General features: G+C 67.4%; 17 protein-coding genes. 14 read left to right on the top strand and 3 right to left on the bottom strand.

Annotated features, from left to right (window positions below; all coding sequences use genetic code 11):
• Positions 1 to 72 precede the first annotated feature (72 nt).
• The 3 genes from ACFPU0_RS07750 to ACFPU0_RS07740 form a co-directional block, all read right to left on the bottom strand.
• Positions 73 to 1731, bottom strand: coding sequence for a cation acetate symporter (locus ACFPU0_RS07750; protein WP_377692290.1), 1659 nt, complete (start codon positions 1729 to 1731; stop codon positions 73 to 75).
• A complete protein-coding gene (locus ACFPU0_RS07745; RefSeq protein ID WP_377692289.1) occupies positions 1728 to 2057 on the bottom strand; it encodes a DUF485 domain-containing protein in 330 nt (109 codons plus the stop codon). The genes ACFPU0_RS07750 and ACFPU0_RS07745 overlap by 4 nt, the downstream gene beginning before the upstream one ends.
• Positions 2058 to 2176: 119 nt before the next feature.
• On the bottom strand, positions 2177 to 3799 hold the full coding sequence (locus ACFPU0_RS07740) for an acyl-CoA synthetase (RefSeq protein ID WP_377692288.1): 1623 nt from the start codon (positions 3797 to 3799) through the stop codon (positions 2177 to 2179).
• 231 nt (positions 3800 to 4030) lie between these two features.
• Between ACFPU0_RS07740 and ACFPU0_RS07735 the strand changes: the two genes are divergently transcribed.
• The 14 genes from ACFPU0_RS07735 (at position 4031) to ACFPU0_RS07670 (ending at position 18875) form a co-directional block, all read left to right on the top strand.
• Entirely contained in the window at positions 4031 to 6283 is a 2253-nt protein-coding gene (locus ACFPU0_RS07735) for a PAS domain S-box protein (RefSeq protein WP_377692287.1), read from the top strand.
• Between the two features lie 26 nt (positions 6284 to 6309).
• Entirely contained in the window at positions 6310 to 6945 is a 636-nt protein-coding gene (locus ACFPU0_RS07730) for a response regulator transcription factor (RefSeq protein WP_377692286.1), read from the top strand.
• 187 nt (positions 6946 to 7132) lie between these two features.
• Positions 7133 to 7342, top strand: coding sequence for a hypothetical protein (locus ACFPU0_RS07725; RefSeq protein WP_377692285.1), 210 nt, complete (start codon positions 7133 to 7135; stop codon positions 7340 to 7342).
• Positions 7343 to 7438: 96 nt separating this feature from the next.
• Positions 7439 to 8803, top strand: a complete 1365-nt coding sequence (locus ACFPU0_RS07720) for a glutamine synthetase family protein (RefSeq protein ID WP_377692284.1) — start codon at positions 7439 to 7441, stop codon at positions 8801 to 8803.
• 109 nt (positions 8804 to 8912) lie between these two features.
• The gene (locus ACFPU0_RS07715; protein WP_377692283.1) at positions 8913 to 10226 is read left to right on the top strand and encodes an NAD(P)/FAD-dependent oxidoreductase; all 1314 of its coding nucleotides are present in this window, start codon (positions 8913 to 8915) and stop codon (positions 10224 to 10226) included.
• A gap of 498 nt (positions 10227 to 10724) precedes the next feature.
• The gene (locus ACFPU0_RS07710) at positions 10725 to 11576 is read left to right on the top strand and encodes an ABC transporter ATP-binding protein (RefSeq protein WP_377692282.1); all 852 of its coding nucleotides are present in this window, start codon (positions 10725 to 10727) and stop codon (positions 11574 to 11576) included.
• Between the two features lie 37 nt (positions 11577 to 11613).
• A complete protein-coding gene (locus tag ACFPU0_RS07705) occupies positions 11614 to 12609 on the top strand; it encodes an ABC transporter substrate-binding protein (RefSeq protein ID WP_377692281.1) in 996 nt (331 codons plus the stop codon).
• Between the two features lie 9 nt (positions 12610 to 12618).
• The gene (locus ACFPU0_RS07700; protein ID WP_377692280.1) at positions 12619 to 13395 is read left to right on the top strand and encodes an ABC transporter permease; all 777 of its coding nucleotides are present in this window, start codon (positions 12619 to 12621) and stop codon (positions 13393 to 13395) included.
• A 5-nt stretch (positions 13396 to 13400) separates the two neighbouring features.
• Positions 13401 to 14162: an SDR family oxidoreductase gene (locus ACFPU0_RS07695; protein ID WP_377692279.1), complete on the top strand. Its 762-nt coding sequence runs from the start codon at positions 13401 to 13403 to the stop codon at positions 14160 to 14162.
• 13 nt (positions 14163 to 14175) lie between these two features.
• Positions 14176 to 14712, top strand: a complete 537-nt coding sequence (locus tag ACFPU0_RS07690; RefSeq protein ID WP_377692278.1) for a cupin domain-containing protein — start codon at positions 14176 to 14178, stop codon at positions 14710 to 14712.
• Positions 14713 to 14720: 8 nt separating this feature from the next.
• Positions 14721 to 15590 carry an alpha/beta fold hydrolase gene (locus tag ACFPU0_RS07685; RefSeq protein WP_377692277.1) on the top strand — a complete coding sequence of 290 codons (870 nt, stop codon included), beginning with the start codon at positions 14721 to 14723 and terminating at the stop codon, positions 15588 to 15590.
• On the top strand, positions 15583 to 16416 hold the full coding sequence (locus tag ACFPU0_RS07680) for an IclR family transcriptional regulator (protein ID WP_377692276.1): 834 nt from the start codon (positions 15583 to 15585) through the stop codon (positions 16414 to 16416). Before ACFPU0_RS07685 ends, ACFPU0_RS07680 begins: the two co-directional genes overlap by 8 nt.
• Positions 16403 to 17200, top strand: coding sequence for an SDR family oxidoreductase (locus ACFPU0_RS07675; RefSeq protein ID WP_377692275.1), 798 nt, complete (start codon positions 16403 to 16405; stop codon positions 17198 to 17200). The genes ACFPU0_RS07680 and ACFPU0_RS07675 overlap by 14 nt, the downstream gene beginning before the upstream one ends.
• A complete protein-coding gene (locus ACFPU0_RS07670; RefSeq protein ID WP_377692274.1) occupies positions 17193 to 18875 on the top strand; it encodes a thiamine pyrophosphate-binding protein in 1683 nt (560 codons plus the stop codon). The genes ACFPU0_RS07675 and ACFPU0_RS07670 overlap by 8 nt, the downstream gene beginning before the upstream one ends.
• Positions 18876 to 18880 lie beyond the last annotated feature (5 nt).

Genomic DNA, 18880 nt, shown 5'->3' with positions numbered 1-18880 from the left:
TTGTCGGGTGCGCGGGAAGAAAAGGGCGCGGCCCCAAAGGAGCCAGGGGCGCGCCCGGATAGCGCGGGGTTGTCAGTGGCTGCTGGCTGCCGCCGCGCCCAGGCCGGTCTGGGCACGGACGAACTGGTCGTCGAAGGCGGCGCGTTCACGCTCGGCGCGGGCGCTGCGGTCGAGGTTGGAAACCACCACTATCACCAGGAAGGCCAGCGGCATGGAGAACAGCGCCGGGTGGTCGTAGGGGACGATGGCCTTGGCATGGCCCAGCACGGTGACCCAGACCGCCGGCGAGAGGATCACCAGCACCAGCGCGGAGGCCAGGCCGGTGAAGCCGCCCCAGAGGGCGCCGCGGGTGGTCAGGCCCCGCCAGTACATGGCCATGATCAACACCGGGAAGTTGGCCGAGGCGGCCACGCCGAAGGTCAGGCCGACGAGGAAGGCGATATTCATCTGCTCGAACAGCAGCCCCAGGCCGATGGCCACCAGGCCCAGGCAGACGGTGGCGATGCGGCTGACGCGCATCTCGTCCTTCTCGCTGGCGCGGCCCTTTTTCAGCACCGTGGCGTAGAGGTCGTGGGAGATGGCCGAGGCGCCGGCCAGGGCCAGGCCCGCGACCACGGCGAGGATGGTGGCGAAGGCCACGGCCGAGAGGAAGCCGAGGAACAGGTTGCCGCCCACTGCCTTGGCCAGGTGCATGGCCACCATGTTGCCGCCGCCGACCAGGGCGCCGCCCAGCTTGCCGTCGACGAAGTACTGCGGGTCGGTGCCGACGATGACGATGGCGGTGTAGCCGAGCACACAGACCACCAGGAAGAAGAAGCCGATGAAGCCGGTGGCGAAGAGCACCGAGCGGCGGGCTTCCTTGGCGTTGGGCACGGTGAAGAAACGCATCAGGATATGCGGCAGGCCGGCGATGCCGAAGACCAGGCCGAGGGACAGGGACACGGCGTTGACCGGGTCCGCCAGCATGGAGCCGGGGCCCATGATGCCGTTGCCGATGGCGTGGGCTTCGACGGCGCGTCCGGCGAGGTTCTCGAAGCTGAAGCCGAACTCGCTCATGGCCATCAGCACCAGGGTCGTGCCACCGGCGAGCAGCAGCACCGCCTTGGTGATCTGCACCCAGGTGGTGGCGATCATCCCGCCGAAGATCACATAGACCAGCATCAGCACGCCGACCACCACCACGGCCAGCTGGTAGTCCAGGCCGAACAGCAGCTTGATCAACTGGCCGGCGCCGACCATCTGCACGATGAGGTAGCAGCAGACCACGGTCAGCGAGCCGAGGGCGGCGAAGCTGCGTACGCGCACCTGGTCCAGGCGGTAGGAGACGATGTCGGCGAAGGTGTAGCGCCCCAGGTTGCGCAGGCGCTCGGCCATCAGGAAGGTGATCACCGGCCAGCCGACGAAGAAGCCGATGATGTAGACGAAGCCGTCGTAGCCCTTGGCGAACACCAGGCTGGTGAGGCCCAGCAGGGTGGCCGCCGACATGTAGTCGCCGGCGATCGCCAGGCCGTTCTGGAAGCCGGAGATGCCGCCGCCGGCGGTGTAGAAGTCGGCGGTGGAGCGGGTGCGCCGTGCCGCCCACCAGGTGATCGCCAGGGTGGCGAGGACGAAGACGAAGAACATGCCGATGGCGGTGAGGTTCAGTGCCTGTTTCTCCGCCACCATGGGGGCGGCGAAGCTGGTCAGGGGCGACAGGGCGAGGAGGGCCGCTGGGGCGAGACGCGCTTTCATGCCTGGGCCTCCTCGAGGACTTCCGCGCTGAGGCTGTCGAAGCGGGTGTTGGCGTGGCGCACGTACCAGGCGGTCAGCAGCCAGGAGAGGAGGATGATGGCGGCGCCGACCGGGATGCCGCGCGTCAGGTGGCTGCCCTCGTAGAGCGGTGTGTGCAGCCAGCCGGGGACGAAGGCCACCAGCAGGATGAACAGGTAATAGATCCCCAGCACCACGGCGCTGAGGGACCAGGCGAGCACCGCGCGCTGGCGGGCCAGGCGCTGGAACTTGGGGTTGGACCGGATACGGTCGCAGCTTTGGCTGTGAGGTGTGTCGTGGGTACTCATGACGGGCTCCGCTTGTTGTTGTTGTCGATGCCTGTTGCAGGCCGCCGCAGCTTTTTCAGGCATGCGACGACCCATGGCGGCAGCCGTAGGGGCTGCCGCCTTTGTTCCTGAGTCGGGGGTTAGAGGTTCTTCGCCATGTCGCGCAGGACGTACTTCTGGATCTTGCCGGTGGAGGTCTTCGGCAGCGCGGTGAAGATCACCGTCTTCGGCACCTTGAAGCCCGCCAGGTGTTCGCGGCAGAAGGCGATGATGTCCGCCTCGCGGGTGTCCTGCTGGTCGGCCTTGAGGGTGATGAAGGCGCAGGGTGTTTCACCCCACTTCTCGTCGGGTCGTGCCACCACGGCCGCCTCCAGCACCGCTGGGTGGCGGTAGAGCACGCCTTCCAGTTCGATGGTGGAGATGTTCTCGCCGCCGGAAATGATGATGTCCTTCAAGCGGTCGCGGATTTCCACGTAGCCGTCCGGGTGCCAGACCGCCAGGTCGCCGGTGTGGAACCAGCCGCCTTCGAAGGCTTCGCTGGTGGCGCTGGGGTTCTTCAGGTAGCCCTTCATCACGGTGTTGCCGCGCATGAAGATCTCGCCGATGGTCTGGCCGTCCATGGGCACCGGCTCCAGGGTCTTCGGATCGGCCACCATCACCCCTTCCAGGGTCGGGTAGCGCACGCCCTGGCGGGACTTGATCCGGGCGCGTTCTTCCAGGGGCAATTCGTCCCATTCCTCGTGCCAGGCACAGACGGTGACCGGCCCATAGACTTCGGTGAGGCCGTAGACATGGGTGACGCGGATGCCCATTTCCTCCACCGCGCCTATCACCTTGGCCGGCGGTGCGGCGCCGGCCACCATGGCGTGCACCGGGTGGTCGATGGCGGCCTTGGCCGATTCGGGCATGTTCACCAGGGCATTGAGCACGATGGGCGCGCCGCACAGGTGGCTGACCTGGTGCTCGCGGATCAGGTTGAGGATCTTCTGCGGGTCCACGCGGCGCAGGAACACGTGCACGCCGGCCAGGGCGGTCACCGTCCAGGGGTAGCACCAGCCGTTGCAGTGGAACATCGGCAGGGTCCAGAGGTAGACCGGGTGGTTGCCCATGTTCCAGGTCATCTGGTTGCCCAGGGCGTTCAGGTAGGCGCCGCGATGGTGGTAGACCACGCCCTTGGGATTGCCGGTGGTGCCGGAGGTGTAGTTCAGGGAGATGGCCTGCCACTCGTCCTCCGGCCACTGCCAGGCGAACTCCGGGTCGCCCTCGGCCAGCAGCGCCTCGTAGTCCAGGTCGCTGACCGCCTGGCCTTCGCCGTACTCGGGATCGTCGACGTCGATCACCAGCGGCGGCTGGTCGAGCATGCCGATGGCGGCATGGATCACATCGAAGAACTCGCGGTCGGTGATCAGCACCTTGGCCTCGCCGTGCTGCAGCATGAAGGCGATGGCCTCGGCGTCCAGGCGCACGTTCAGGGTGTTGAGCACGGCGCCGATCATGGGCACGCCGAAGTGCGCCTCGAGCATCTGCGGGATGTTCGGCAGCATCACCGCCACCGTGTCGCCCTTGCCGATGCCACGCCCCGCAAGGGCCGAGGCCAGGCGCCGGCAACGCGCGTAGGTTTCGGCCCAGTTGCGGCGGATCGAACCGTGGATGACGGCCGGGTAGTGGGGATAAACGGCGGCGGTGCGCTCGATGAAGCTGAGGGGGGAGAGGGCGATATGGTTGACGGCAGCAGGCGCAAGGCCCTGATCGTAGATGGACATGCTGGATACCCGGCGGCTGATTATTAGCTCTTCTTCACCGGCTCATCTGGGAAGGCCAGTGACTCTCTGGGGTGATTTATATACCAATACTGGAAATATATGGAAGCACTCCTAGAGTCGTATAGTAAAAATACTATATTGTTTCGAGTGTTTTTGTAGGGTGGGTTTCAGCCCGCCAGCCGTCACGAGCTTCCGGTATATCCTTGCCCACCCCCAGCCGCTGGATTCGCCATGACCCAGACTCCGGTTCGACTTCACACCTGGTTGCGCCTGCAACGCGAGGGCGTGCCCCTGGCCGCCCGCGCCGATGCCTTGTGCCGGGCCCTGCGCGGCTGTCCCGAAGTGCGCCAGGCCTATTACCTGAGCTGGCAGCCCGGCGCGCGCATCTACAGCCACGAGGGCAGCGGCCAGCAACTGCCGCCGGGGCAGGGCGACCCTCTGCTGGCCAGCGACGAGGTCCTGGCCGAGCGGCTGAGGGCGGAAGGGCGCCTGGGGCTGGACCAGCTGCGCCAGCTGGATTGCTGGTTGGCCGGTCGCTTGCGCCGCGCCGCCATCAGCCACGGCCAGGCCTTCGACATGTCGCTGCAGGCCGGCCAGCAGGGCCTGCTGCTGGTGGAAGTGCGCGAGGGTGCGAGCCTGGACTGGCTCGGCTGGGTCCACGAATTGCTCGGCGCCCTGCTTGGCAGTGTCACGGGCCTGCTGCGTGCCTCGCCCTTGCTGGGCCATGACCCGCAACCGAGCCTGCTGGTGAATGCCGAGGCGCGTCCGCTGGAGTTGAACGCAGCGTTACTGGCCTTGCTGGGCGAACTGCCCCTGGCCGAGGTGCTGCGCTTCCTGCCGGTCAATCACACCGCCCTGGTGCGGGCCTGCCTGGCCCAGGAGCGTGCCATCGAAGGGGTGGAGGCCGATTGCGGCGAGCGCATGCTGATCTGGACCTACATCCCCGATCCGCAGGAGCAGCGGGTGCTGGCGCGCTGCCGCGAGGCGACCGCGCAGATCCTCGCCGAACGCGAGGCGGCGCGGGCGCGGCGGCTGTACCGGCTGATCACCGAGAACACCACCGACCTGATTTCCCGGCATACCCCGGACGGCCGTTTCCTCGATGCCTCGCCGGCCTCCTGGACGCTGCTCGGCTATTGGCCGGAGGAGCTGCGCGGGCAACTCGCCCAGTGCCTGTTCCATCCCCAGGAGCTGGCCCAGCTGGTGCAACGCGCCCGCGATGCGCTGGAGCAGGACGGCTACCACACCATGACCTACCGCATCCGCCACCGCGCCGGGCATTACCTCTGGTTCGAGACCGCCAGCCGCGCCATCCGCGAGACCTACACCGGTGCCGTGGTGGAGGTGGTCAGCGTGTCCCGCGACATCACCGCGCGGGTGCAGGCGGAAGAGAACAAGCGCCGCCTGGCCGAGGTGGTGGAAGCCAATACCGACCCGGTGCTCTTCGTCGATCCGGCCGGGGACATCACCTACCTCAACCCGGCGGCGCGGCGTGCACTGGGCCTGGGGGCGCAACAGCCGATGCCGGCGCTGGACCAGATTGTCGCCGCCGACGACCTCGCGCGCCTGCAGCGCGAAGGCTGGAGCACCGCCGAGCGGCAGGGGGTGTGGAAGATCGACACCCGCCTGCAGCCGCCGGCCGGCGGCGCTTCGGTACCGGTCTCCATGGTGCTGCTGGCCCACAGCACGGCGGGCGGCGAGCGCTACTACTCCCTGGTGGCCCGGGACATGACCGAACGTGAACTGCGCGAGGCCCAGCAGCGCCGCCACCAGGATGAGCTGGCCCACACTGCGCGGTTGGTCACCCTGGGTGAGCTGGCCTCCGGTATCGCCCACGAGATCAACCAGCCCCTGGCGGCGGTGATGAACTACGCCGGCGCCAGCCAGCGTTACCTGCAATCCCTGGCCAGCAATCCCAAGGCCGCCGAGCGGGTGGCCCAGGGCCTGGAACGCATCACCGAGCACGCCAACCACGCCTCGGAAGTGATCAAGCGACTGCGTGCCTTCCTGCGCAAGGGGCAGCGGCGCATGCAGGCCCTGGACGTTGCCGAAGTGGCCCGCGAGGCCGTGCGCCTCTGCGCCTGGGAGGCTGGAGCCAGCCAGGTGGCGGTCGAAGAGCAATTGCCGGAGAATCTGCCGCCGGTGTATGCCGATCGGGTGCTGCTGGAGCAGGTGCTGCTCAACCTCCTGCGCAACGCCATCGACGCCAACCGCGAGGCCCACCCGGGGCGGGACTCGTCGATCCGCCTGGTGGCGCGGGCGGGAGAGGGGTATCTGGTCATCGAGGTCCGCGACCAGGGGCCGGGACTCGGCGAAGAAGAACTGGCGCGCATCTTCACCCCCTTCTACACCAGCAAGCCGGACGGCCTGGGACTGGGGTTGTCGATGAGCCGCAGCATCATCGAAGGTTTCGGCGGCTCCCTCGACGGGATGCCGAGCGAGCAGGGCGGGCTGCTGATGCGCTGCCGCCTGCCGCTGCAATAACAAGAATCGCAAAGGAGAGGGGATTGATGTCCAACGGCGGCGAACAGGTGGTCTACGTGGTGGATGACGACCAGGGCATGCTCGATTCCACCGTCTGGTTGCTGGAATCCGTGGGCCTGAAGGCGCTGCCCTTCACCAACGGGCGCGCCTTCCTCGAGGCCTGCGACGCCAGTCTCGATGCCTGCGTGTTGCTGGACGTGCGCATGCCCGGCATGGGCGGTCTCAACGTGCAGGAGGAAATGCGCAGCCGTGGCCTCGACCTGCCGATCATTTTCGTCAGCGGCCATGCCGACGTGCCTATAGTGGTGCGCGCCTTCAAGGCCGGCGCCCGCGACTTCATCGAGAAGCCCTACAACGAACAGTTGCTGCTGGACAGTGTGCAGCAGGCCCTCGGCAGCTTCGACCAGCGCCGGGCCGCCAGCAGCGGCCAGGGCGAGCTGGAAGAGCGTCTCGCCAGCCTCACCCCGCGCGAGCGCGACGTGCTGTTGCCGCTGGTGCAGGGCTACACCAACCGTGAGATCGCCGAGCAGCTGGATATCAGCGTGAAGACGGTCGACCTCTACCGCGCCCGGGTGATGAAGCGCATGCAGGCCGAACGCCTGCCGGACCTGGTGGGCATGGCCATCGCGGCGGGGTTGGTGGATCCGTTGAAGCTTCGGTAGCTGGCGCCTGTCCCCCTCTCCCCCGGCCCCTCGCCCTTCAGGGAGAGGGGCCGGGGGAGAGGGTTGTGGAGCCAATCCAGCCGACAATGTTTAGCCATCACTGAACCAAAGATAGAAAAACCTGGATTTTATTCACCCTTGGCGCCGTGCGAGCCTGCCGGGCATACCAATAACACGGCTTTCCCTCATGGGTTGTCCCACTCCGCACCAATCGCTGCTGGCCGCCTTGCCCCTCGGGCTGGTGCGTGCCGCGCGTCGTGCTCCCGGAGTCGCGCCCAAGGTCCTGTTCTCCCGCAAGTGGGCCTCCCATCTCCTGACTTCCCTGCCGCTCGAACTCGCCTTCTGGGCGCTCTGGCATTGCCGCCACGCCCGTCCGCCGGATAACGCTCTCGTCTGATCCGCGTCGCCACACCTCACCCCGAACGAGATAGACGACCCTTGCCCCTGGAGGCGAGGGCCTGATTGCGTGCCCACCGGCACTAAAGAGAGCGCCATGACATTTGCCAGCGTGCAGGAAGCCCGGGATTTCCTCGAGCAGAACCCGGATATCGATGCCTTCGAACTTTTCATCCTCGATGCCAATGGCGTGCCACGCGGCAAGCTGCTGCACCGCGACGAACTGCTCGCCGTGTACGAAACCGGGCGTCCGCTGCCCAGCACCATCCTCGGCCTGACCCTGCATGGCGAGGATGTGGAAAACTCCGGCCTGGTCTGGGAGGTGGGCGATATCGACTGCCGCGCCTACCCGCTGGAAGGCAGCCTGGTGCGCCTGCCCTGGCGCAGGATGCCCACCGCCGCGGTGCAGGTGAGCATGCATCCGCAGGACGGCATGCCCGCCGCCATTGCCGATCCGCGCCATGTGCTGATCGAAGTGATCGACCGCCTCAAGGCCGACGGCTACCACCCGGTGATGGCCTGCGAGCTGGAGTTCTACCTGCTGGACCAGAAGCGCGACGCCGATGGCCGCCCGCAACCGGCGCTGGACGCCGATGGCCATCGCCCGCGCGCTACCCAGGTCTACGGCCTGCGCGAGCTGGAGCAGATCGAGCCCTTCCTTGCCGATCTCTACGCCGCCTGCAAGGCGCAGGGCATTCCGGCGCGCACCGCCATTTCCGAGTACGCGCCGGGCCAGGTGGAAATCACCCTGGAGCATGGCGATGCGCTGGAAGCCATGGACCAGGCCGTGCGCTACAAGCGCCTGGTCAAGGGCGTGGCCCACGCCCACGGCATGCAGGCCTGCTTCATGGCCAAGCCCTTCGCCGAGATCGCCGGCACCGGCATGCATATGCACGTGAGCCTGGCCGATGCCCAAGGCCGCAACCTGTTCGCCAGCGAAGACCCTGCCGGCACGCCGCTGCTGCGCCAGGCGGTGGGCGGCATGCTGGAGAGCCTGCTGGATTCGCTGCTGCTGTTCTGCCCCAACGCCAACTCCTACCGCCGCTTCCAGGCCAACAGCTACGCGCCCCTGGCGCCGACCTGGGGTGTGGACAACCGCACCGTGAGCCTGCGCGTGCCGGGCGGCCCGGCCAACAGCCGGCACATCGAACACCGTATCTGCGGCGCCGACGCCAACCCCTACCTGGCCGCCGCCGCCATTCTCGCCGGCATCCACCGTGGCATCCGCGAGAACCTCGATCCGGGCGATCCGGTGGAAGGCAATGGCTACGCCCAGGCCAAGGAACTCTTGCCCACCGACTGGCTCGCCTCCCTGCGCGCGCTGGAGCGGTCCAGTTGGGCCCGCGATGCCTTCGGCACCGCCTTCCTCGGTGTCTACCTGGCGGTGAAGCGCGCCGAGTACCGCCAGTTCATGTCCGAAGTCGGCGAGCAGGACTGGCGCTGGTACCTGAACCAGGCCTGAACCCGAGTTTCGTATTGATTCGAGGCCGCTCTTGTAGGGGCGAATTCACTCGCCAAAGCAAGCCGAAGGCTTGCCCTGACGGGCTCGTGCATTTCCAAAGGACTCCACCATGACCGCTGCAATCAAACACCCGCTGCCCGCCGCCGAACGCGCGCCTTCCTATTATTCCGCGACCCTCAACGAGGAGACCGCCTACCCGACCCTCGAAGGCGAGGTGAATGTCGACATCGCCATCATCGGTGGCGGCTTCACCGGCGTCGCCACGGCGGTGGAGATGGCCGAGCGCGGCTACAAGGTGGCGCTGGTGGAAACCCACAAGATCGGCTGGGGCGCCACCGGCCGCAACGGCGGCCAGGTCACTGGCAGCCTTTCCGGCGACGCGGCCATGCGCAAGCAGATGAGCCGCTTCCTCGGCAAGGACGTCGACGACTTCATCTGGTACCTGCGCTGGCGCGGCCACGAGATCATCAAGAACCGCGTGGCGAAGTACGGCATCCAGTGCGACCTCAAGCACGGCCACCTGCACGCGGCGATGAAGGCCTCGCACATGGACGAGCTGAAGGCGTCCCATGAAGAGGCGGTGCGTCGCGGCATGGGCGACGAGGTGACCCTGCTGGATGCCGCCGGCATGCGCGAGCACCTGGATTCCGACCTCTATGTCGGTGCCATCAAGAACACCCGCAACATGCACCTGCACCCGCTCAACCTGTGCATCGGCGAGGCCAAGGCCGCCGCCAGCCTGGGCGCGCTGATCTTCGAACACTCCGAGGTGCAGGACATCATCCACGGCGACCGCCCGGCGGTGGTCACCAGCCGTGGCCGCATCAATGCCGCGCAGGTGCTGCTGGCCGGCGACGTCTACCACAAGCTGGAACGCAAGCAGCTCAAGGGCATGATCTTCCCGGCCATGGGCGGCATCGTCACCACCAGGCCCCTGGGCGACCTGGCCAGGCAGATCAACCCGCAGGACCTGGCCGTCTACGATTGCCGCTTCGTTCTCGACTACTACCGCATGACCGCCGACGGCCGCCTGCTGTTCGGCGGCGGCGCCAACTACTCCGGGCGCGACTCCCGCGATATCGAAGCCGAGCTGCGGCCGTGCATCGAGCGCACCTTCCCCAGGCTCAAGGGTGTGGAGATCGACTTCAAGTGGAGCTGCGCCATGGGCATCGTGATGAACCGCATCCCGCAGCTGGGCAAGCTGTCGAACAACGTCTGGTATTGCCAGGGCTACTCCGGCCACGGCGTGGCGACCACCCACATCATGGGCGAGGTCATGGCCAATGCCATGAGCGGCAGCCTGGAGAAGTTCGACACCTTCGCCCGTTGCCAGCACATCCGCGTGCCGCTGAGCGAGCGCCTGGGCAACCACATGCTGGCGGTGGGCATGTGGTACTACCAGATGATGGAAAAGCTGCGCTGACCGATTTTGCTGTGCGTCCTTATATAGCCGGCTCCGTGCCGGCTTCTTTTTGTCCGCTGTTTGTGGGGGCGATTGCGATCGCCAAGCGGGCCGAAGTTCCGCCCTACGATTCATTGGGGGCCGCTGCGCGTCCCTTGGCGAATGAATTCGCCCCTACACAGGGCGCGCGATCTTTGTCATTTGTTCCATCTATAAAACCACGTTTCATGTGTAGAACGGCAACGGCTGTTACCAAACGGAGCAGCCCATGCGCTCGCGTTGTGCAGTGACAACTCAACCGTCCGAAACCAGGGCGAGCGGCTGCTCGGTCCTCCTGGTGACGTTTGTCGGGAATTTTCTCCCGGCTCATCCTGAAAATAATCTAACTATTTGATTTTAAAGGTTTAACCCTCGAAACAAGGGAGCTCTCTCAGGTGCCATCTTCCTGGCACGCCTCGTGCACGTTTTATAAATAAAACAGTGTTTCGTATATGAAACAAGTGTGAGGCCACTAATAAGATGAGAGCCACCTCGTTGAGTATCTACACCTCAGAACAGCCGCAAGGCTCGACCAAGGCGGAACAGGCCCGTGTCGAGATCGAATTCCGGGGTGTCACCAAGCGCTTCCCGGTCAAGGGCAAGGCTGAGCCCACCGTCGCGGTGCAAGGTCTGAACTTCAGCATCCGCAGTGGCGAGATCGTGTCCATCATCGGCCCGTCCGGCTGCGGCAAGAGCACGCTGCTGAACATGGGCTCCGGCCTCTATACCCCCACCGAGGGCGAGGTGTACGTCGGTGGCGAGCGGGTTACCGGCCCGGTGCGCAAGGTGTCCTTCATGTTGCAGAAGGACCTCTTGATGCCCTGGCGCAGCATCCGTCGCAACATCGAGCTGGGCCTGGAGATCGAAGGCCGCCCGGCCGCCGAGCGCCGCGCCATCGCCGAGGAAATGCTGAACAAGTGCCACCTCACCGGCTTCGGCGACCACTATCCCTTCCAGCTCTCCGGCGGCATGCGCCAGCGCGCCGCCCTGGCCCGCACCCTGGCCACCGACCCGCAGGTGCTGTTCCTCGACGAGCCGTTCTCGGCCCTCGACGCGCAGACCAAGATGATCCTCCAGCAGGACCTGGCGCAGATGCTCTATGAGCAGAAGAAGACCGCGCTGTTCATCACCCACGACCTGATCGAAGCCATCGCGCTGTCCGATCGCATCCTCGTCATGAGCGCCCGCCCGGGGAACATCATCGAGGAAATCGAGGTGAACCTGCCGCTGCGCAACGACCCCCTCGAACGCCGCAAGCTTCCGGAGATCGGCCCGTTGGCCGGGCGCCTGATGACCTTGCTCAAGGTCGGCGAAGACACCGATCTGCACTGACCGACCACCCGTCCCGAATTCCCAACAGGAGCTGCAGATGTTCAAGTCCCTGATCAACGCCTCGCTGTTTTCCCTTGCCCTGGCCGCCGGCGTGTCCGCCCAGGCCGCGCCCAAGGAAATCACCTACCTGCTGCCGGCACCGCCGAACTCCCCGGCCTTCGCCCCCTGGATCATCGCCCAGCACAAGGGCTACTACGCCCAGCAGGACCTCGCCGTCACCTTCGTCGCCGGCAAGGGCGGGGTGGACGTGGCCAAGCAGATCGGCGCCGGCAACGCCCTGGTGGGCGGCGCCATCGGCGACACGCCGATCATCGTCCGCGCCAACGGCGTGCCGGTGAAGGCGGTGGCGGTGCTCGGCGCCAGCGGCGTGACCATGATCGCCACCGACGGCAAGGCCGGCATCAACAGCGTCAAGGACCTCAAGGGCAAGACCATGACCGTCATGTCCTACTCCGATACCACCTACTACGCACTGCTGGCGTCCATGCGCAAGGCCGGGCTGAACAAGTCCGACGTGGAAGTCCAGGCCGCCGGCCCGTCCGGTGTCTGGCAGTTGTTCTCCGCCGGCAAGTCCCAGGCCATGGCCGGTGTGCCGGACTGGGTGGTGAACGCCGAGGACGCCGGCCTCTCGGTCAAGCTGCTGCCGAGCAGCGAGGTGTTCGAGAGCATGGCCCAGGCCATCCTCGCCTCCGAGGAAGCCATCGAGAAGCAGCCCGAAGTGGTCGGCGGCGTGGTCAAGGCCACCCTCATGGGCATGCGCGACATCATCAATGATCCGAAGGCCGCCGCCGCCACCTTCGCCGAGGCCGTGCCCAGCTACAAGGGCAAGGAAGCCAGCCTGGAGAAGGTCCTGCGCCTCTACGTCGAGCACGTCTACGCCAACCAGCAGCCGCTCGGCCACATCGACCCGCAGCGCCTGGACAAGGTGCGCAAGTTCTACGTCAGCGAAGGCATCGTCAGCCGCGAGACCCCGCTGGACGAGCTCTACACCAACCGCTTCGTCGAAAACGACGGCGTGGCCGCCAAGCAATAAGGTGACCTGATGAACAGCCTGAACAAACCCATGCTCGGCAGTATCGCGCTGCTGGTCCTGTTCCTCGCCGGCTGGCAGTGGGGCCCGGGCCTGCTCGGCATGCCCGAATTCGTCCTGCCCAAGCTGAGCCGTGTGATGGAGGAGGGCGTGGCCATGTGGCACAACGCCAACCTGGTCGAGCACACCGCGATCACCACCCTGGAGATCATCATCGGCTTCGGCTTGGGTGCCCTGCTCGGCGTGGCCATCGGCGTCGCCCTCGGCCTGTCGCCGACCACCGAGGCCATGCTCTCGCCCTACATCCTGGCGCTGCAGATCGCGCCGAAGGTGGCCTTCGCCCCGCTGTTCGTGATGTGGCTGGGCTACACCGTGTACCCGAAGATCCTCATCGCCGTGCTGATCGTGTTCTTCCCGGTGATGATCAACGTGCTCTCGGCCATCCGCACCGTCGACCCGGACATGATCAACCTGGTGCGCGCCATGAGCGCCAGCCGCTGGCAGATCTTCCGCCTGGTGGAGTTCCCCTCGGCCATGGCCGCGCTGTTCTCCGGCCTGCGCATCGCCTCCACCCTGGCGGTGATCGGCGTCACCGTCGGTGAGCTGGTCGGTGGCAACAAGGGCCTCGGCTTCCTGCTGGTGGATTCGGAAGGGCAGGGCAACACCGCCGGCGTCTTCGTCGCCATCGTCATGCTCACCCTGATCGGCGTGCTGGCCTACAGCGCGGTGGTCTGGGCCGAGAAGCGGGTGCTGCACTACCTGCCCAAAGCCAACCTGAGCACGGTGTGAGCGCCATGAGCCTGAATTCCCTTCTCGCCGGCCGCCGCGTGCTGGTCACCGGCGGCGCCCGCGGCCTCGGCCTGGCCTTCGCCGAAGCGGCGGCCCGCGCCGGCGCCCGGGTGGTGATCGCCGACATCCTCGCGGAGCGCGTGCAGCAGTCCGCCGGCGAACTCGCCGCCCAGGGCCTGGACGTCAGCGGCCTGGCCCTGGACCTGGCCGACCCGGCTTCCATCGAGCGCTGCGTTGCCGCGACCCTCGACCTGCTCGGCGGGCTCGATGGCCTGGTCAACAACGCCTCCATCACCAACTCCGGCGGCAAGAGCTGCGAGGAGCTGGAGATCGAGATGTTCGACCGCGTGCTGCAGGTCAACGTGCGCGGCACTTGGCTGATGACCCGCGCGTGCCTGCCGGCCCTGCGCGAGTCCGGCCGTGGCGCCGTGGTCAACCTGGCCTCCGACACCCCGCTGTGGGGCGCGCCCAACCTGCTGGCCTACACCGCCAGCAAGGGCGCGGTGATCGCCATGACCCGCAGCCTGGCCCGCGAGCTGGGCGGCGACGGCATCACCGTGAACGCCATCGCCCCCGGCCTGGTGGAAGTCGAGGCCACCCAGTACGTGCCCGCCGCCCGCCACCAGCTCTACCGCGACCAGCGCGCCATCCAGCGCGGCCAGGTCCCGGAGGATGTCTGCGGCGCGGTGCTGTTCGCCCTTTCCGACCTTTCCCGCTTCATCACTGGACAAACCCTGCCGGTCAACGGCGGGTTCGTCATGCCCTGATCAGGAGGATTCCATGACCGATCTGAACCAGAACCCGAACGCCCCGAAATCCTGGGACCGCCCCGAAGGCGCCAGCTTCGAGGAATGGTGCAACACCCGCATCGCCCGTTACTCCACCCGCAAGTACGACTGGGACGCGCTGAAGTTCCAGGCCGACTACGACCCCAAGTTCCGCCGTGCGCAGATGCGCTACATCGGCACCGGCGGCACCGGCGTCGCCAGTGACATGAACACCATCCCGTCCGAGCACTTCACCTTCTCCACCATGGTGATCCCGGCCGGCCACGAGGGCCCGCCGCACCTGCACATCGACGTCGAAGAGGTGTTCTTCGTCCTGCGCGGCAAGCTCAAGGTGATCCTGGAGAAGGACGGCGAGCGCTTCGAGACCATCCTCACCGACCGCGACGTGATCTCCGTGCCGCCGGGCGTGTACCGCGAGGAGATCAACATCGGCGACGAGGACGCGCTGATGTGCGTGATGCTCGGCGCGCAGAAGCCGATCACCCCGACCTACCCGCCGGAGCACCCTCTGGCGAGCATCAAGCGCTGAGGCCGGCGATGAACATGGCGCAGACCCACATCCCCGCCCCGAGCCTGCAGCAGCGCTTCCCCGAGCGCCTGGTGCAACTGGCCGACGGTGCCCAGGTGGCCATCCGCGAGTGCGGCGAGGGCCCGGTGGTGGTGCTGTTGCACGGCATCGGCTCGGGCTCGGCATCCTGGCTGCACTGTGCCCGGCACCTGGCCGCCGAATGCCGGGTGATCGCCTGGGACGCGCCGGGTTATGGCCTGTCCACGCCGCTGCCGCAAGCGCAGCCGAAAGCCGCCGACTACGCCGCGCGCCTGGAGCTGCTGCTGCAGGCGCTGGATGTGGACAGCTGCCTGCTGGTGGGCCATTCCCTCGGCGCGCTGATGGCCACCGCCTACGCCGCCGGCATCGGCGCGGCGCGGGTCCGCCGCCTGGTGCTGCTCAGCCCGGCGCGCGGCTATGGCGCCGAGGAGCTGCGCGACAGCGGCGCCCAGGTGCGCCGCCAGCGCCTGGACAACCTGGAACGCCTCGGCATCGACGGCATGGCCAGCGAGCGCACCTCGCGCCTGCTCGGCCGCCACCCGAGCGAGGATGCCCTGGCCTGGGTGCGCTGGAACATGGCGCGGCTCAATCCCGGCGGCTACCGCCAGGCCGTCGAGCTGCTCTGCGGCGACGACCTGCTGGGCCATGGTGTGCCCGCGGCGCCCTGCGAAGTGCACTGCGGCGAGGACGACGGCATCACCACGCCCCAGGCCTGCGGCGCCATCGCCCGCCAGCTCGGCGCGCCGTTTTCGCTGATTCCCGGGGCCGGCCATGCCAGCCCCATCGAACAACCCGAAGTGGTCGCAGGACGTATCGGCCACGCGCAACGCCACTCTCTCGAGGGAACCGTCAATGGATAAGCCCGACGACCAGCAAGACAAGTACATCGTGCCCGGCCTGGAGCGCGGCCTGCTGCTGCTCTGCGAGTTCAGCCGGAAGAACCGCACCCTGTCGGCACCGGAACTGGCGCGGCGCCTGAAGCTGCCGCGCTCGACCATCTTCCGCCTGCTGACCACCCTGGAAACCATGGGCTTCGTCAACCGCATCGGCAACGAGTACCGCCTGGGCATGGCCGTGCTGCGCCTGGGCTTCGAGTACCTGGCGTCGCTGGAACTGACCGAGCTGGGCCAGCCGCTGCTGAACCGCCTGTGCGACGAGATCCGCTACCCCTGCAACCTGGTGGTGCGCGATGGCCGTTCCATCGTCTACGTGGCCAAGGTCTCGCCGTCTACCCTGCTGACCAGCACGGTCAACGTCGGCACCCGCCTGCCGGCCCACGCCACCGTGCTCGGCCGCATCCTGCTGCAGGACCTGTCCCTGGGCGAGCTGCGCGAGCTGTACCCGGAAGAGCAGCTGGAGCAGTTCTCGCCGAACACGCCGAAGACCGTGCTGGAACTCTTCGACCTGGTGCAGGGCGACCGCCAGCGCGGCTTCGTCCAGGGCGAGGGCTTCTTCGAGTCGACCATCTCCACCGTGGCCGCGCCGGTGCGCGACCACAGCGGCAGGGTGGTGGCGGCCATGGGCGCCACCATCCCCTCGGCGCACATCGAGCCGAACCGCATCGACCACCTGGTGAGCAGCGTGCGCCACAGCGCCGACGAACTCTCGCACCTGCTCAACTACACCCCGGACAGCCACGACAACGTCACCTCGATCTTCCGGAGCAAGCAGCATGAGCATGTGTGATCTGTCCGCCGCCGTGGCGGTGGTCACCGGCGGCTCCTCCGGCATCGGCCTGGCCACCGTCGAGCTGCTGCTGGAAGCCGGCGCCGCCGTGGCCTTCTGCGGCCGCAACGGCGAGCGCCTGCAGGCCGCCGAGGCCAGCCTGCGCGAGCGCTTCCCCGCTGCGCGGCTGTTCGCCCAGGCCTGCGACGTGCTCGACCCGGCGCAGGTGCAGGCCTTCGCCGAAGCCAGCCAGCGCGCGCTGGGCCGCGCCAGCATCCTGGTGAACAACGCCGGCCAGGGCCGTGTCTCCACTTTCGCCGACACCACGGATGAGGCCTGGAGCGAGGAACTGCAGCTGAAGTTCTTCTCCATCATCCACCCGGTGCGTGCCTTCCTGCCGCAGCTGGAAGGCCAGGCCGACGCCGCCATCGTCTGCGTCAACTCGCTGCTGGCCAGCCAGCCGGAGCCGCACATGGTGGCCACCAGCGCCGCCCGCGCCGGGGTGAAGAACCTGGTGCGCTCCATGGCCTTCGAGTTCGCGCCGAAGGGCGTGCGGGTCAACGGCATCCTCATCGGCCTGGTGGAGTCCGGCCAGTGGCGCCGCCGTTTCGAGGCCCGCGAAGAGCGCGAGCTGGACTGGGCCCGGTGGACCGGCCAGCTGGCGCAACGCAAGCAGATTCCCCTGGGGCGCCTGGGCAAGCCGGTAGAAGCGGCCCGCGCCATCGTTTTCCTCGCTTCACCCCTGTCTGCCTATACGACGGGTAGTCATATCGATGTTTCCGGAGGTTTGTCCCGTCATGCATAACGAAAGCAAAGTCACAGTCGGCGCCGCCATCGCCGCCTTCCTCGAGCAGTGCGACGTCAAGGCCGCCTTCGGGGTTATCTCCATCCACAACATGCCGATCCTCGACGCCTTCGCCATCCGCGGCAACATCCGCTTCGTCATGGCCCGTGGCGAGGCCGGCGCGGCCAACATGGCCGATTCCTACGCCCGCACCACCGGCGGCCTGGGCGTGTGCCTGACCAGCACCGGCACCGCCGCTGGCAACGCCGCCGGCGCCATGGTCGAAGCACTCACCGCCGGCACCCCGCTGCTGCACCTGACCGGGCAGATCGAAACCCCCTACCTGGACCAGAGCCTGGCCTACATCCACGAGGCGCCGGACCAGCTGACCATGCTCAAGGCCATCTCCAAGGCGGCCTTCCGCGTGCGCAGCGTCGACACCGCCATCAGCACCATCAAGCTGGCCGTGCAGACCGCCCTGACCGCGCCCACCGGCCCGGTGAGCGTGGAAATCCCGATCGACATCCAGTCGGCGCTGATCAACATGCCGGCCGACCTCTCGCCGCTGCCGGTGCCGGTGGCCAGGCCCTCCGAGCAGGCCCTGGACGACCTCGCCGAGCGCTTCGCCAAGGCCAGGCGGCCGATGCTCTGGCTCGGCGGCGGCGCCCGCCATGCCGGCCCGCAGGTGCAGCGCCTGCTGGCCATGGGCGTGGGCGTGGTCACCAGCACCCAGGGCCGCGGCATAGTCCCCGAAGACGACGAGCGTTCCCTCGGCGCCTTCAACCTGAACAAGCCCGTGGAGCAGTTCTACCAGACCTGCGATGCCATGCTTGTCGTCGGCTCGCGCCTGCGCGGCAACGAAACCCTCAAGTACGAGCTCAAGCTCCCGCGTCCGCTTTACCGGGCAGACGCCGATGCCACGGCGGAGGGCCGCTGCTACCCCAGCGACTTCTTCGTCTGTGGCGATTCCGCACTGGTCCTCAAGGGCCTCGCCGACCGCCTCGAAGGGCGCCTGTCGGTGGACCCGGCCTTCGCCGCGGATCTCGCCGCCGCGCGCAACCAGGCCCGCGCCCAGCTGGTGGATGGCCTCGGCCCGTACGCCTCCCTGGTGGAGCAGCTGCAGGCGCTGGCCGGCAGCGACTTCAACTGGGTGCGTGACGTCACCGTGTCCAACAGCACCTGGGGCAACCGCCACCTGAAGATCTTCAGCCCCCGCGCCGGCGTGCACGCCCTCGGCGGCGGCATCGGCCAGGGCCTGGCCATGGGCATCGGCGCGGCCGTCGGCGCGGCGGAAACCGCCCGTGGCCGCAAGACCTTCGTGCTGGCCGGCGACGGCGGCTTCATCCTCAACCTGGGCGAGCTGGCCACCGCCGTGCAGGAGCAGGCCGACATGGTCATAGTGCTGATGAACGACCAGGGCTACGGGGTGATCAAGAACATCCAGGACGCCGCCTACGGTGGCCGCCGCTGCTACGTCGACCTGCACACCCCGGACTACGCCCAGCTGTCCGCCTCCCTCGGCCTGCGCCACGCCAGGGTCAGCGATCTTGCGGACTTCAGCGGTGTGCTGGACGGCGCCCTGGCCGAGTCCGGTCCCTTCTTGCTGGAGGTGGACATGCTCTCGGTTGGCAGCTTCAAGACCATCTTCGCCGGCCCGCCGACCAACGAAGCCAAGACCGCCAAGGCCACCGTCTGAGGCCC

It is taken from the genome of Pseudomonas sp. GCM10022186, assembly GCF_042656385.1.
Lineage (GTDB): Bacteria > Pseudomonadota > Gammaproteobacteria > Pseudomonadales > Pseudomonadaceae > Metapseudomonas.
This window is presented reverse-complemented; position numbering and strand designations above follow the sequence as displayed.